The sequence below is a fragment of the Dolichospermum sp. DET69 genome (assembly GCA_017355425.1).
In the GTDB taxonomy this organism is placed as follows: domain Bacteria; phylum Cyanobacteriota; class Cyanobacteriia; order Cyanobacteriales; family Nostocaceae; genus Dolichospermum.
The window spans coordinates 3257278-3272910 of sequence record CP070233.1; the positions used below are offsets into that span (position 1 = coordinate 3257278).

The following is a 15633-nucleotide window of genomic DNA, read 5'->3' on the forward strand; positions in this document are numbered from 1 at the left end:
TCACTCCTATCACACCACCGACAGGCTTCTGATATCCCCTAGAAGCCATATCACTTTAATCAGGAAGTTTAACTTTGATCCGGTAATTTATACAAGATCGTAGCTTGAGCAATATTTAGTGTGCCTGCATCCTCAAATATTTATTAGAAGATAGTTCTTCCTTATCAGTTTTATCATAACAAATTTAAAATCAAATGTCAACCCCTAAATACTCTTTTATGGCGATTTTTTTTTCGAGTTGGTGGAAAATTTCAATTGACAAGATATAAGAATTTAGAATAGTAGAGACGTTCCATGGAACGTCTCTACGAGGGTTCTAGGATACCTACATTTAATTTCTGGAGATGTCTAAGAGACTTCCAATTAAAGAAATATCCAAAATTTCTTGTGGTGCGGGCATCTGGTCCCCTAATAATACAGGGACAGGCAAGATGCCCATCCCACAAAATTGGATAGCGAACGCGAGAGCGTCCCGGAGGGAACTAGCGCTGCTGCAAGCAGTTCATCTTTTTTGTGGAGTTCTCTAATGAATACAGCATAATCTTTTCACAGATTCAGAATGGTTCATTAACTTACGCCGGACTGGACTAGAAAAAGTTAGTGATCTAAATCAAGCACCAAAGTATAAATTATTCTCATATTCCCAGCAGAGTGTATTTGTGTTAGTATGTGTAAAACTAATACCTTAGAGCGCAGATTCATGAGGAAGGTTTTAGTCCTGAACGCCTCTTACGAACCGCTCAACATCACCAGTTGGCGACGAGCCACGGTTTTGTTGATTAAAGGCAAGGCTGAACGCTTAGAATACAACGGTAAGTTTATTTACTCGGATTTTCCGCTGCCGACCGTTATTCGGTTGCGCCACTATGTTCGCGTTCCTTATATGGAAATTCCTTTCACTCGCCGAAATATCCTGCATCGTGATAGCAATACTTGCCAGTATTGTGGTAGCACAGGAGACGGGTTAACTCTAGATCACGTGATGCCGAGATCACGGGGTGGGGGAGATACTTGGGAGAATATTGTTACTGCTTGTGTACGCTGCAACGTAAAAAAAGGCTGTCGTACACCTCAAGAAGCCCGGATGCCTTTGCGTCATTTACCCCGTCAACCTTACAGTAGTCTCTACTTTGAGGTAACAAAGCATCTTAAAAGTGGACTTCACCAGGAGTGGCAAAAGTATGTCATAGGTCTTTGACATTATCCATAATTAACTACAAAAATTCAGGACAAACTTCACCTGTAGATAGAACCGTTTGATTAAAATCAATGGCAGTCTCTACAAGTAGGGTTTTCGCTTGTGTTTGGTTAGTTTATACTACAGCTTATGGCAAGTTTCCACTAAGCTGATATTTTCATGTCCGCAGCAACAATCTTAATTTCCAGAATTGGCGTTTTATCTTTTAAAAAACGATATATATATAGTTTTTGTTCTTAACTGATAATTTGTTACAATTACAAGTAGATGATTTGCCACCCAGAAATTGAGAGATCAATTTGCACAAAGAATACTAAAAATAACACAAGTCAAATAAATATTCAAGATAATTATCAAATTTTTTTTCATAAAAATCTGTATATTTGTTTAGACAAAGCCACAAATTACGAGATTGCATATACTTCAAAACGTAAAGCGGACTTAATTTTCAGCATCTCTATGTGCTTTAAGGTGGATGTAATAGATCCTTAACTCATGCTATTGACAAAAAATCAACCACCCTACACAGTGCCAAAACAATTAGTTTTAGATTTTTGCCCAGCCTAATGTAGCTTTAAGAGCGCATCATCCGTGGGATCATATCTGAATGGATAACACCACTTTCCACACTTAGAAATACAGTTACTTATGTACGTGAATTATCCGCCTTCTCAACTTGAGAGTTTATCATTGGCTACAGATCCTAATCCAGATGAAGCAGAAATAGAGAAAGAGTTAATTGAACTTCCACCTTTAACCCGGACTTCCTTACCATCCTCTAATGGTAATAGTAATGGTGATGGAGGTATCTATTTAGTGCAGCGTGGCAATTCTTTGGCATCTCAAAAATCAGAAGAGTTACAGAAAACACTGCTTGCACATCGTCATGAACGGCAATTAGTAATTTTGCAAGATTTTCCTGACCCTGATGCTCTTTCATGTGCTTGGACTTACCAATTAATTGCCCAACAGTATGATATCAAGTGTGATATTATTTACGCGGGAACTTTAAGCCACCAGGAAAATATTGCTTTAGTTAAGCTAACTAATTTACCTGCTCAACGGTGGACAATACAAACCGTAAAAAATAAAGATTTGTCATCTTATCAAGGGTTTGTGTTAATTGACAACCAGGGAACTACATCTCAATTATTACCAGCAATCCAACAAGCCGGAATTCCCCTGATAGTGCTAGTGGATCATCATAGTTTACAAGGGGAACTCAAGTCAGAATTTGTTGATGTTCGTCCTTATGTGCGAGCTACAGCCACAATTTTTACTCAATACTTACAAGCAGGATTGTTAACCTTAGATAACAGCATGAGCCAGCACGTTAAATGTGCTACAGCTTTAATGCACGGGTTACGCTCAGATACAAATCGGTTGATGCAGGCACAAGAAGAAGATTTTATGGCTGCTGGGTATCTGAGCAGATTTTATGATGCTCAGTTACTAAATGCTATTTTGCAAGCAAATCGTTCTAAGCGGGTGATGGATGTGATCGAGCGATCGCTTAAAAACCGCATCGTTCAAAATAACTTTTCCATAGCTGGTGTTGGTTACTTACGCTATGATGACCGGGATGCAATCCCCCAAGCGGCTGATTTTCTGGTAACTGAGGAAAATGTGCATACCGCAGTAGTCTATGGAATTGTTCATGATGAAGATGACGAACTAGAAGTAGTAATCGGTTCTCTCAGAACCACAAAACTGACCTTAGATCCTGATGAATTTATTAAAGAAGCCTTTGGACAAGATAGCGCCGGACGGTTTTTTGGTGGTGGAAGAACGGGTGCAGGAGGTTTTGAAATTCCCATGGGTTTCTTATCTGGTGGTAATGAAAATTCGGCTTATGCGAAAATAAAATGGGAAGTTTTCGACGCACAAATTAAACAGAAATTATTGAGATTGGTGAATCCTAGAGATAATCCAATTTAGTCTTAAATCGGATTGAAAGACTTGATTTATTTAGGGTTTAGCAATGCTGAACCCATACAAATGAATTTCTTGGCGGTTAATTGCAACTTAAAAGTAGTGTTTGAGGCAATCCCATGAAGACGAAAAACCCGCAAATTTTACAACTTCTGTATGAGCAAGATTTTTATGCTTGGGTAGAACAAACAGCAGAGCTTTTAAAATCTCGAAATTGGGAAATACTAGATTTAGAAAATTTAATTGAGGAAGTGGTGGATTTGGGTAAGAGTCAACAAAGAGCTTTGCAGAGTGCATTGAGGTTAATATTATCGCATTTACTTAAATGGAAATATCAACCTGAAAAACGTAGCAATAGTTGGCAAATAACCATTACCCGTGAGCGACTAAATTTAGATGAATTATTCATAGAAAGTCCTAGTTTGCGACGTTTTTTAAATGCTGCTGAGTGGATTAATACTACTTATCAGAGAGCGCGAAGAGAGGCAATGGTGGAAACGGGTTTATCAGATGATAAATTTCCTATTGTTTGTCCTTTTGCTGTTGATGATATTTTAGATTTGGACTTTTATCCTCATGGTGAAGAATAATTGTAATATTTGTGTATTTAAATTATTTAATTATTTAATTGCGTTACCATGATCATAAATAAAGCAGTGTATAGATTATTATGTACCAACTTAATTTAACTATTCCCGAAGAAACTGTATTGGCTCTCAAGGTAAAGCCAGAACAGCTACAAGGTAAAGTTCTTCTTGCTGCTGCTATGAAATTGTATGAACTTGGTAAACTTTCCTCTGGAGCAGCGGCTAATTTAGCGGGTATTCCTAAAGTTGTATTTCTTTCACAACTAGCAAATTATAGTATCAGCACCTTTAAACTCACTGAGGCTGAACTGATTGAGGATTTAGGTCAGTCATTTTTAATTTAAGATATTCTTAGATACATTCTAACAAGTAAGCTCATGCTCAAACTTTTTGAGTAGCAATTTTTTAGTGAAACTATTAAACATTTAACAATAAATAAGACTAAGAAAGTTATTATGACACTAATTGCACGATTGCCAGATAGTCACGAATTAATTAAGCCAGCAGTTCTAGTAATGACAGGAAAGGAATCTGCAAAAGTTTTGGATAAAGAGTTAAGAGGTGGGACATATTACTGTCCATTCTGTGAGAGGTTTAGGGAGCAGATTAGGTCTTATGGCAAACTCACAGAAACATACGCAGCTCTTGAGAAGATGACCTTGAATGTGAATTATCGTTGTGGGTGTTATACCCCATTGGATGAAGTGAAGAGATTAATGCACTTTGCTCATCCTTGTGGAACAACTAAACAGATACAGCAGATTGCAGGAGTTGATATTCATAGAGGTTATAATAATACTGCTCATGATTTATCAGTTTTGTCATTTATGGAATTATTGTGTGAACAATATCCACAAGAACAAGGATATAAACTGCAACGGGAAAAGTTTTTGAAATTAGATGTGCCACCAATAAGTCGTTGCCCTGATATTGTTATTTACAAGGGTAAAGAGGTTATCCGAGCGATTGAAGTGCAAATCTCACAACAGTCATTTAAAGACTTTAAAGAGCGAAATAATCACTTATTACTTCTTGCCTCAGAAGTCGAATGGTTTATTCATAAAGATATCTATAACAGAATGGGAGAGCATCGTTGTTGGTTAACAGATCAAGGAATTCAATACTACCTGTTTTGGCAAGATCCAACAACTGGGAAATTACATTATGATATTGGCAAGCCTCCAATATCACGTTCATATAAATCACATAAAAGACAATTTAATGATCAAGGATTAGACGGTTCATGTAGCATTGCTAGTCGCATTGGGTTAACACCCCAAGAGTTAGAATTAGAAGCAAATTGGCTGAAAGAAAAGAATCTACCTCCCAAAATTAAAGTAGGAAAACCAGAGTATTCACCATTGCAGTCAATAGCAGCAGTACAACACTCTTTACCGCTTGTAAAGTACCAGATTGGTGATCTTGTAGAAGTCCATACAAGCCTAAATTGGGAATCAGCAGAAATAATTGACATAGCCGACACTGGATTGCCAAAAGTACGGATTGGTGGGAAAAGACCGCGTATTCATGAGGTTTTTACATTTAATCATATACGCTTTCCCAGTGAACAAGCAGGATCTATAAAATCATCTTCATCTGAACCATTATTGAAGCAAGGTAGCCTTTTTGAGTTGTCTTATGGTTATCAGCTATGAGATAGGAAATTATTTTTTTATCTAAAGTTGGAGAAGACATTACCAAAGTTTACAGAAAGCTATATTCTTGAAGATTTTGTACCTAGCACAAAGACGAAATCTTTAGATTGGGTTAAGATCAATTACACAGCAATAATTTATGAAGTGAATATGCGCCTTAAACTAACTAAAATATTCAAAAAAGTTCCAGAAGGTTATATAGGATTTGTTCAAGAATTACCTGGAGCAAATACTCAAGCAGAGACTCTTGAAGAAGCAAGAGAAAATTTAGAAGAAGCTATTGAATTAGTTTTAGAATCTCATCGCTTGCTTGCAGAAGAGCAACTGCAAGGACAGGATGTAATTCGTGAACCTATTTTCTTGTCAGTTGCATGAAGCGCATAGACTTAATTCGCCATTTAGAAACTTGTGGTTGTGAGTTCTTGCGTGAAGGAGGAAACCACACCATTTATGTCAATAGAGCTACCCAAAAATCATCAGCTATTCCACGACATAAAGAAATTAACGATTTTTTAGAGAAGAAAATTTGTCGAGATTTGCAAGTGCAAGAACTAGGTGCAACTTAATAAACATGGAACTATATTTAATTCGTCATGGTATTGCCGAAGAACATCAACCCAAACTAAAAGACGAAGAACGACAACTCACCCCAGAAGGACGACAAAAAACCGAGAAAATAGCTCAAAAATTACTAAAGCTAGAATTACACTTTGATTTAATACTCACCAGTCCCCTAGTTCGCGCTTACCAAACAGCAGAAATACTCATTGCTGCTGGATTGAGTTCCCAGTTAGAAGCATCTGACCATCTTAGCTTTGAAGGTAATCTTCAAAATTGGCTGCAAGAATGGCTAGAACCCAGAAAATATCCCCATAAAACCCAACTAGGATTGGTAGGCCATGAGCCTAATTTAAGCCATTGGGCAGAAATTCTGTTGTGGGGAGAAGTAAAAGAGAGTCTCATCCTCAAAAAAGCAGGTATGATGGGAATAAAACTACCAGATGATGGTTCAGCTTGGGGTCGGAGCCAAATGTTTTGGTTGACACCGCCCAAGTACCTGCTGCAATAGTTGTTACATCTGCAACTGTTGTGGTGAAAATAGTCTCTGGTGAGTTAGCGCGAGCAAATATTTTACAAAGTAAATGGTGTCGCCATGACGGTATGCGAATACAAGCCTGGTTTAGAAGGTATTCCCGCAGCCCAGTCGAGTATTAGTTATGTAGACGGGCAGAAAGGAATTCTAGAATATCGTGGTATCAGGATTGAGGAATTAGCTGAAAAAAGTACATTCCTAGAAACTGCATATCTCTTAATGTGGGGTGAGTTACCAACTCAGGAAGAACTAAAAGAATTTGAGCATGAAGTTCTTTTCCACAGACGCATCAAATACCGCATTCGGGACATGATGAAATGTTTCCCTGAAAGTGGTCATCCCATGGATGCTCTTCAAGCCTCCGCTGCTGCTTTAGGTTTATTCTATTCTCGTCGGGACTTACATAATCCGGTCTATATTCGTAACTCTGCTGTCCGCTTGATAGCTACTATTCCGACAATGGTAGCAGCGTTCCAGTTAATGAGAGAAGGTAATGACCCAGTTAAACCCAGAGATGACTTAGGCTATGCAGCTAACTTCCTGTATATGCTTAATGAGAAAGAACCTGATCCTTTAGCAGCAAAAATCTTTGATATCTGTTTAATTCTTCATGTTGAGCATACAATGAATGCTTCTACATTTAGTGCTAGGGTAACAGCTTCCACCTTAACTGATCCTTATGCGGTGGTTGCTAGTGCTGTAGGTACTTTAGGCGGTCCATTGCATGGTGGAGCGAATGAGGAAGTAATTCAGATGTTGGAAGAAATCGGTTCTGTAGAGAATGTTGTCCCTTATGTAGATAATCTTCTCAAAAACAAAGCCAAAATTATGGGCTTTGGGCATCGTGTTTACAAAGTCAAAGACCCCCGCGCGACAATCTTACAAGGCTTGGCAGAGCAGTTGTTTGAGAAGTTTGGCTATGATGAATATTATGAAATTGCCGTGGAAATGGAACGGGTAGTTTCGGAAAAACTGGGTGGTAAAGGAATTTATCCTAATGTTGACTTTTATTCCGGTTTAGTGTATAGGAAAATGGGAATTCCTACAGACTTGTTTACACCAGTATTTGCGATCGCTCGTGTAGCTGGTTGGTTAGCACACTGGAAAGAACAACTGGTAGAAAACCGGATCTTCCGTCCTACCCAAATTTACAATGGTCGTCACGAAATCGCGTACACTCCCATTGACCAACGTTAACGAATAAACAACTCAACTCTAGATTTTGGATTTGCAATTCAAGTCCACTAGTGGACAGATTGATAAATATCATATCTTCCCTTGAGGCTTGTCTCCCAAAATCGCAACCTGCTAGAAGTTCTAAAAAATCAGACAATTTGTATATATACTCAAAACGGCTTAGTTATTTAATTCTGCGGGCAGGGGTTTAGCAATGCTAAACCCCTACAAATCTAGGTTTTTCGTGATTTTACTTTCATTCCATGTCCCAACCGTTTTGAGTATAATAAACAACCGTCGCCAACCTGGAAACGGCTGGTTTGTCTTGTCTAACGACTTAATGGGTAAACTTTTGCCCATTTTCCGACTTACCAATCATTAATTCCTAATCCCAACCATAAGTAGAAGTTGTCTTGTGGAGTCTCATGGTGAAAACCATCCAAGGATATACTAGACTCATGAATTGGCAAATGTATTGAACTTCAATCGAGCATCATCTCAGCAGAGATTATTAGTAAAAAAATGAAGATGGGAATAAGAGAACTCCACAAAAAAAATGATCCAATCTTGTGGGATGGGCATCCTGCCCGTCCTGATATTATTAGCAGGCTGTTTGGCCTGCACCACAAGAAATCTTGGGATATTTTTTTATTTGGAAGTCTCTAACTAATTTCATCCTTCATAGTTCATCAGAACGTTGACTTAAAGAGCAGCAAACATGAATCCAGGAATTGACCTCCAAGGAACTTTTATTCAATCTGTCAGGGACTTAGGCGTACCCCCAGGAGCAGCCAAAGCCCTATGGATGCCATTACCAATGGTTCTGATGCTAATTGGGGCTACAGTCGGCGTACTAGTTGCCACATGGCTAGAACGGAAAATCTCTGCGGCTGTACAGCAACGAATTGGGCCTGAATATCAAGGACCTTTTGGATTGCTAGTGCCTGTGGCAGATGGTCTGAAGCTAGTATTTAAAGAAGATATCATCCCCGCTAAAGCAGATCCTTGGCTATTTACCATCGGTCCAATTATTGTCGTCTTGCCAGTATTTCTGTCGTATTTAATTGTGCCATTTGGACAGAATATTATCATTTCTAATGTGGGCATGGGCGTGTTTTTGTGGATTGCATTATCCAGTATTCAGCCCATTGGGTTATTAATGGCAGGCTATGCCTCTAATAATAAATACGCCCTGTTGGGAGGTTTACGGGCGGCAGCGCAGTCCATCAGTTATGAAATACCCTTGGCATTGAGTGTACTAGCGATCGCCATGATGTCCAACAGTCTCAGCACCGTTGACATTGTGAATCAGCAATCTAACTTCGGTATTTTAGGCTGGAACATTTGGCGACAACCATTAGGTTTCATGATTTTTTGGATAGCCGCATTGGCAGAATGCGAACGCTTACCCTTTGACTTACCAGAAGCAGAAGAAGAACTAGTAGCCGGGTATCAGACCGAATACTCAGGCATGAAATTCGCGCTTTTTTACCTCAGTTCCTACATTAACCTGGTACTTTCTGCTTTACTAGTAGCAATTTTGTACCTTGGTGGTTGGCATTCTCCCATCCCCCTGCACCTGATTACTGACTACTTAGGAGTTAGTGAAAGTGACCCGGCAATTCAGGTAGTCACAGCGGTTATAGGCATCACGATGACCGTAATTAAAGCCTACCTACTCGTATTTCTGGCCATTCTCATTCGTTGGACAGTACCACGAGTCCGAATTGACCAATTGCTAGACTTAGGATGGAAATTCCTTTTACCAATAGGCTTGGTAAATCTCCTCTTAACCGCAGCCTGCAAACTAGCCTTTCCCTCACTTTTCGGTGGGTAAACAGCAGTTGTCACTCGATTTTGGATTGACGATTTTGGATTTTGGATTGACTCCACCAAACAAGTGTAGAAGCTCGAAAATTTTAGATTTTGGATTGACAATTTTTCCGTTGTGAGAATGACGGGGCTTGTACCAAATTTTTTTAAGCTAAAATCTAAAATCTAAAATCTAAAATCTAAAATTCCCGGTCAGTGGTCAATATCATTAATAATTGGCAACTGACAACTGAACAAAAAAGTCAAGAGAAAAACAGATAATGCTAAAGTTCCTCAAACAAGTTGGTGATTACGCCAAAGAAGCCATCCAAGCAGGTCGTTATATTGGTCAAGGATTATCCGTTACCTTTGACCACATGAAACGGCGACCCGTTACCGTCCAATATCCCTACGAAAAATTAATTCCTGGTGAAAGATTTCGCGGTCGCATTCACTACGAATTTGACAAGTGTATTGCTTGTGAAGTCTGTGTGCGTGTATGTCCCATCAACCTCCCTGTAGTTGACTGGGAAATGGACAAAGGAACTAAAAAGAAAAAGCTCAAACACTACAGTATTGATTTTGGCGTTTGTATCTTCTGTGGTAACTGCGTGGAATATTGTCCCACTAACTGTTTATCCATGACAGAAGAATATGAACTAGCCACTTACGATCGCCATGAACTTAATTACGATAGCGTCGCTCTAGGACGTTTACCCTATAAAGTTACAAATGATCCAATGGTAACACCACTCCGTGAACTTGTTTACCTACCTAAAGGCGTAATGGACCCTCACGGAGTTCCCGCCGATGCCCCTCGTGCTGGTTCTCGTCCAGAAGACTTGGTAGAAAAATAGGTGACAGTTGACGGTTGACGGTTGACGGTTGACGGTAATTACCAATTACTAGTCAGCATTTATCAAACATTAAAAGGATCGAAAGAAGTGAATTTAGCTGAAGGAGTACAGTCTGTATCATTTGGCATTCTTGCTGTGATGATGATTGGGGCAGCACTAGGTGTAGTGCTATTCTCTAACATTGTCTATTCCGCCTTTTTGCTGGGAGGAGTATTCATCAGCATGGCGGGATTATACCTATTGCTAAATGGTGATTTTGTCGCATCGGCACAAATACTAATTTATGTTGGTGCAATTAACGTTTTAATTCTGTTTGCCATTATGTTGGTAAACAAAAGACAGGATTTTTCACCATTGCCTAATGCTGGAATCCGTAAAGTATTTACAGCTTTAGTCAGTTTTGGACTATTTGCTCTCTTAAGTACAATGGTGATAGCTACGCCTTGGGCTTATACAACTAATCCTGTAGTTAATCAAAATTCCATCGTTGTCATTGGGGAGCATTTCTTTAGCGACTTCTTGCTACCCTTTGAATTAGCTTCCGTCCTCTTGCTAATAGCGATGGTAGGAGCAATTATTTTGGCACGTCGTGAATATATCCCCGACACAGTACCAACCTCTGAACTACAACAAACAATTTTAACCCTACCAGAACGCCCCAAAGAACTCATATCCACTGGTAGCAGCACTGACAACTAACAACTGACAACCGACAATCATGCAACTCCAATACTTTTTATTATTAGCCGCAGCTTTGTTTTGCATTGGTATTTATGGTTTAATTACCAGTCGCAACGCAGTGCGGGTACTGATGTCAATTGAGTTATTGCTAAATGCCGTTAATCTAAATTTAATGGCATTTTCCAACTTCCTTGATTCAACCTTAATTAAAGGTCAGGTTTTCACAGTTTTCGTGATTACCGTGGCAGCGGCAGAAGCAGCAGTAGGTTTAGCAATCGTTCTGACTATTTATCGCAACCGCGATACTGTCGATATGGAGCAGTTTAATCTTCTGAAATGGTAATAGTGCGTGCAACTTAAGCAGGTAATCATCGCTTACAAAGCGCGAGATCCCCAGAGTAAACGCTGGGCTGAACTCTGTGCTAAACAACTAGAAAATCGTCATTGCCAAGTATTGATGGGACCTAGTGGGCCAAAAGATAACCCCTATCCGGTTTTTTTGGCCTCTGCTAATCAACCAATTGATCTAGCTTTGGTACTCGGTGGTGATGGTACTGTCTTAACCAGTGCTAGACATTTAGCCCCAGCAGGCATCCCCATTCTTGGAGTGAATGTGGGAGGCCATTTGGGGTTTTTAACTGAATCAGTAGACGAGTTTCAAGATCCAGAAATTGTTTGGGACAGGCTGTTAGAAGATCGTTATGCTATCCAACGCCGCATGATGTTACAAGCAGCGGTATATGATGGGACTGGCTCAAATTTAGAACCTGTGACGGAAAGTTACTTGGCTTTAAATGAGTTTTGTGTCAAACCCGCTTCTGCTGACAGAATGATTACCTCAATTCTGGAAATGGAAATTGATGGTGAGATAGTTGATCAATATGTAGGAGATGGATTAATTATCTCTACTCCCACAGGTTCTACTGGTTATACAGTTTCTGCCAATGGACCAATTATCCACGATGGGATGGAAACAATTACCATCACTCCCATTTGTCCCATGAGTCTTTCTAGTCGTCCTCTGGTTTTACCCCCTGGTTCTGTGGTCAGTATTTGGCCTTTGGGGGATTATGATTTAAGTACCAAACTGTGGATGGATGGTGTGTTATCTACTTCCATTTGGCCAGGACACCGTGTTGATGTGCGAATGGCTGATTGTCGAGCTAAGTTTATTGTTTTACGCGCAAATAATTCATATTATCAAACATTGCGGGAGAAATTACTTTGGGCTGGGACAAGAGTTCGCTACAACAATAATCACCGCAGTTGATTTTTATGTGTTTTTTCTAAACTTTTCCCCAGTGCGCTCGTATTTGTAAATTCATTTTTGCCCCTGATTTCAATACATCTGGGGTTTTTTAATATCTACTATTACTGACAATTAAAAGTATGGACTAAGTAGGTAAACATAATAAAAACGATATATGTTTAGTTTTGTGAAAACCGTGAAACGACCTATTTGCAAGGCATTCATTGAATTTACATTTCGTCATATACCTTTAATTTTTTCTGTTTACCTACTTAGTCCGGTACGGCGTAAGTTAATGAACCATTCCGAATCTGTGAAAAGCTTATGCTGTATTCATTCTCAATTCTAAATTCTAAATTCTAAATTCCGAGAAAGCGGTACTAGGTGAATTTGTATCTTATCACCAGATTTTTTGAGCAGTTAAGCTCATAATGAAAAAAAGATAATAACCAGATCCCCGACTTCTTAAAGCAGTCGGGGATATATCTTCTATGTTGGTAAAATATTTTACAAATCTATGTAGGAAAATAGATGGAACTTTCTGATCGCTACAATAATTATCAACTCCATCTTTCTGATTTTCCCACTTTGCAAACTGATAAATATATCCTGCGTCTAGCTGCAAATGCCAAAGAACTAGAATCTATTTTTCAGTTGCGGTTTGAAGTGTTTAACCTCGAACTGGGTTTAGGATTATCTAGTTCTAATATTGGCCAGATGGATAAAGATAAATTTGATGAAGTTTGTCATCATTTGTTACTTATTTCTAAAAATACAGGTGAAACAATTGGTACTTATAGAATGCAAACTTATACAATGGCTGCTCAATATCTAGGATTTGATGCGGCTGATATATTTAATCTTCACGGTATTCCTGATGCTGTGCTTCAATCTTCTGTTGAGGTAGGACGAGCTTGTATAGCTAAAAAGTACCGCAATAGTCATACTTTATTGTTACTGTGGAAAGGATTAGCTAATTATTTAATTTGGACTAAAAAACAATATTTTTTTGGTTGTGCATCTTTACTTACACAATCCCATTGGGAAGCGGCTTGTACTTTTAATTATTTAAAGCACAATAATTTTATACATCCTGATATTTTAGTATGTCCTCATGCAAAATACCTAATAGAAACCTTACAAAATCATCCAGATAAATATAATATATCAATTCCTAATATTCTTCAGGCATATCTAAATATTGGTGCTAAAGTATGCAGTTTACCAGCTATTGATAAACAATTTAAAACTATTGACTTTTTAGTTATTTCTAATATTGCTGATTTTACTAAATGGCATCATGGCAGGAGTCAGGAGTAAAAATCTGTTATGGGCTGATTTTTATGAATATTAATATAAACACTATAGCGGTTATTGTTGGGATTCAATACAATTGAGGGCGGGGAAACCCCTACGGGTTTTGAAATTTAATCACTGTATCTCATTCAAGTGCATACCGCTATAAGTAGGGCTTAGTGACATACTCCACACACTCCCTTTCAGGTGAGTGTGGGCAACGAGCGCGACTCTTCTATGAAGACATTGACTGAGCTTTAAGACCGTGTGTCCCACGGTTCTTGATCCCACATTCCGCACTTCAATGAGTAGTATGCAAAAACTACATTCACGGGTAATTCAAAACAATAGTTCGTAAAAATTACGTTACTATCAAAAAATAAATTATGCACACAAAAATTCTAGCTCTTTTATTGTGTCTAAAAAGCCAGTGAAATAGTTGAATTTGAATTTTTAAATCAGTTAGAGAAACACAAAACCATGCAATAGGGAATTATAGATTTTAGAACTAACATAATAAATAATATTTTTGACAAGCATTCGGTAGGAATTGCAAGAGGCGACAATGTTCCTTCGTTAAGTTAAGAATTCTCTGAACTCCTTGTGCAATCAGAATATGAATCCCCTGAAAACATTGAAATATCCACCTTAATGTGGGAGATTCCGTGGGTTTATTTAGTTGATTTTTAACAGTAGCTTTTTGTGTTTTTAATGCAATTCGTAATTGTCTTTGTCCCAGATTATAAACCAAAAGACATAATGCCATTAACATCATCATTGTCTCTACTCTTTCTGGATTTTTCACAAAAAGACTATCGGCAAAAAATAACGGGTCTTTGATAAATCTAAATCCTCGCTCTGTTGATTGCTGTTCTTTATATATTCTCAATATTTCTGTAGGTGCTAATTTTGTTGTGTCTAAAATATTCGAAGAATAAAATAAATCGACCACAAGAATTTTGATGTTTTGTGATTAACTCCTGATTTTCTATTAATTTACATTTGACTTGATACACTACTGTTGTTCCTTTCTTTAATTTCTCGCTAATTTCTATGTCCGATGTTTGATGATATTTTAATTTTGCTGTCATGTCTTTAATTTTTAATTCTGCTAAAGATTTTGAACAAAAATCTTCTTTTTCTAACTTGACTAGCTGTTTATTAGTTTTTAGAAACTCCTCTGAGATTTTTTGAGTTAATTTCTTTAAATCTGCTTTTTTTCTGTCTGTGCTTTCAATTAATAACCATCTTTGCTCTATTCCTCCATAAGATACTTGTTCTTCTCCATAGCTATATCCTTTGATTTCACAGGCTTTCATGTCTTTACTTATAAATGCTTTCACTAAGTTTTTGGCTTTTTTAATGGATAATGTACTACAAAATGAAGTGCGGAATGTGGGTTGGTACGAAATCCTCACTTGTATATTGCCTTTTTCAATAATTGGTGTTACTTTTTTAGTATACGCTGATTAGAAAAATACGTCAAGATGCTCATGAAAAATGATTTTACGTCCAAAGGTAGATCGGTAAGTGATTTAAAAGTGCATTTAGTTTTAACAACCAAATATAGACGGAAAGCCTTTACAGGTGAGATGTTGGTACGACTTCACGTTATTTTAGAAGAACTTTTAATTAAATGGGATTGCAAACTTGTAGAGTTTAACGGTGAAGAGGATCATATCCATTGCTTATTCCAATATCATCCTGATATAGAATTGAGTAAATTAGTTAATAATTTGAAGTCAGTTTCTTCTAGAAAGTTACGTCAGGAATTTTCAGAACATCTAGCAAAGATTTACTGGAAAGATGTTTTTTGGAACGGGTCGTATTTTGTAGCTAGTTGTGGAGGCGTTACTATATCAACATTACGCAAATACATTGAAAATCAAAATCAACCCGAAGAATAAAATTTGTTCATTTCGTCGCTGTAGCCTTCTTTGTTTTCGCTACGCTCAAATATAAGTCAGGCTACGCAACTCAACTCACGCGCATTCATCCCACGCTCCTAAGCGTGAGACGTGGGGCTTCTGCTGATTAAGCTAAAAGAAAGCAAAAGCGTTGATAGATCAAGTTTTACAGAGTTCTATCAGCAAACAA

At 38.1% G+C, this 15633-nt stretch carries 18 protein-coding genes; 16 read left to right on the forward strand and 2 right to left on the reverse strand.

Annotated features, from left to right (window positions below):
• Positions 1-700 precede the first annotated feature (700 nt).
• The 15 genes from EZY12_14875 to EZY12_14945 all read left to right on the forward strand — a co-directional run bounded on the left by EZY12_14875 (position 701) and on the right by EZY12_14945 (position 13560).
• Positions 701-1198 carry an HNH endonuclease gene (locus EZY12_14875; GenBank protein QSX66122.1) on the forward strand — a complete coding sequence of 166 codons (498 nt, stop codon included), beginning with the start codon at positions 701-703 and terminating at the stop codon, positions 1196-1198.
• A 648-nt stretch (positions 1199-1846) separates the two neighbouring features.
• On the forward strand, positions 1847-3136 hold the full coding sequence (locus tag EZY12_14880) for a bifunctional oligoribonuclease/PAP phosphatase NrnA (GenBank protein ID QSX66123.1): 1290 nt from the start codon (positions 1847-1849) through the stop codon (positions 3134-3136).
• Between the two features lie 113 nt (positions 3137-3249).
• Positions 3250-3720: a DUF29 domain-containing protein gene (locus EZY12_14885; GenBank protein QSX66124.1), complete on the forward strand. Its 471-nt coding sequence runs from the start codon at positions 3250-3252 to the stop codon at positions 3718-3720.
• Positions 3721-3800: 80 nt separating this feature from the next.
• A complete protein-coding gene (locus EZY12_14890) occupies positions 3801-4061 on the forward strand; it encodes a UPF0175 family protein (protein QSX66125.1) in 261 nt (86 codons plus the stop codon).
• A 111-nt stretch (positions 4062-4172) separates the two neighbouring features.
• Complete coding sequence (locus tag EZY12_14895) at positions 4173-5372, forward strand: hypothetical protein (GenBank protein QSX66126.1); 1200 nt, start codon at positions 4173-4175, stop codon at positions 5370-5372.
• 150 nt (positions 5373-5522) lie between these two features.
• Positions 5523-5747, forward strand: a complete 225-nt coding sequence (locus EZY12_14900; protein ID QSX66127.1) for a type II toxin-antitoxin system HicB family antitoxin — start codon at positions 5523-5525, stop codon at positions 5745-5747.
• Complete coding sequence (locus EZY12_14905; protein ID QSX66128.1) at positions 5744-5938, forward strand: type II toxin-antitoxin system HicA family toxin; 195 nt, start codon at positions 5744-5746, stop codon at positions 5936-5938. Before EZY12_14900 ends, EZY12_14905 begins: the two co-directional genes overlap by 4 nt.
• 5 nt (positions 5939-5943) lie before the next feature.
• Positions 5944-6441 (forward strand): phosphohistidine phosphatase SixA, encoded by a 498-nt coding sequence (gene sixA / locus EZY12_14910; protein QSX66129.1) that lies wholly within the window; start codon positions 5944-5946, stop codon positions 6439-6441.
• Between the two features lie 84 nt (positions 6442-6525).
• Positions 6526-7662, forward strand: a complete 1137-nt coding sequence (locus EZY12_14915) for a citrate synthase (GenBank protein QSX66130.1) — start codon at positions 6526-6528, stop codon at positions 7660-7662.
• Between the two features lie 697 nt (positions 7663-8359).
• A complete protein-coding gene (gene nuoH / locus EZY12_14920; protein ID QSX66131.1) occupies positions 8360-9478 on the forward strand; it encodes an NADH-quinone oxidoreductase subunit NuoH in 1119 nt (372 codons plus the stop codon).
• A gap of 256 nt (positions 9479-9734) precedes the next feature.
• A complete protein-coding gene (gene ndhI / locus EZY12_14925) occupies positions 9735-10310 on the forward strand; it encodes an NAD(P)H-quinone oxidoreductase subunit I (protein QSX66132.1) in 576 nt (191 codons plus the stop codon).
• Positions 10311-10397: 87 nt separating this feature from the next.
• A complete protein-coding gene (locus EZY12_14930) occupies positions 10398-11009 on the forward strand; it encodes an NADH-quinone oxidoreductase subunit J (GenBank protein QSX66133.1) in 612 nt (203 codons plus the stop codon).
• 19 nt (positions 11010-11028) lie between these two features.
• Positions 11029-11334, forward strand: coding sequence for an NADH-quinone oxidoreductase subunit NuoK (gene nuoK / locus EZY12_14935; GenBank protein ID QSX66134.1), 306 nt, complete (start codon positions 11029-11031; stop codon positions 11332-11334).
• A 6-nt stretch (positions 11335-11340) separates the two neighbouring features.
• The gene (locus EZY12_14940; GenBank protein ID QSX66135.1) at positions 11341-12261 is read left to right on the forward strand and encodes an NAD(+) kinase; all 921 of its coding nucleotides are present in this window, start codon (positions 11341-11343) and stop codon (positions 12259-12261) included.
• A gap of 510 nt (positions 12262-12771) precedes the next feature.
• Positions 12772-13560 carry a GNAT family N-acetyltransferase gene (locus EZY12_14945; protein QSX66136.1) on the forward strand — a complete coding sequence of 263 codons (789 nt, stop codon included), beginning with the start codon at positions 12772-12774 and terminating at the stop codon, positions 13558-13560.
• Positions 13561-14044: 484 nt separating this feature from the next.
• Here the strand turns inward: EZY12_14945 and EZY12_14950 are convergent, their stop codons facing one another.
• The gene (locus tag EZY12_14950; GenBank protein QSX66137.1) at positions 14045-14425 is read right to left on the reverse strand and encodes an IS1634 family transposase; all 381 of its coding nucleotides are present in this window, start codon (positions 14423-14425) and stop codon (positions 14045-14047) included.
• A complete protein-coding gene (locus tag EZY12_14955; GenBank protein QSX66138.1) occupies positions 14412-14855 on the reverse strand; it encodes a hypothetical protein in 444 nt (147 codons plus the stop codon). Before EZY12_14955 ends, EZY12_14950 begins: the two co-directional genes overlap by 14 nt.
• Before the next feature lie 174 nt (positions 14856-15029).
• On the opposite strand from EZY12_14955, the gene tnpA reads away from it, so the two are divergent.
• Positions 15030-15443, forward strand: coding sequence for an IS200/IS605 family transposase (gene tnpA / locus EZY12_14960; protein QSX70681.1), 414 nt, complete (start codon positions 15030-15032; stop codon positions 15441-15443).
• The last annotated feature ends 190 nt before the right edge of the window (positions 15444-15633 follow it).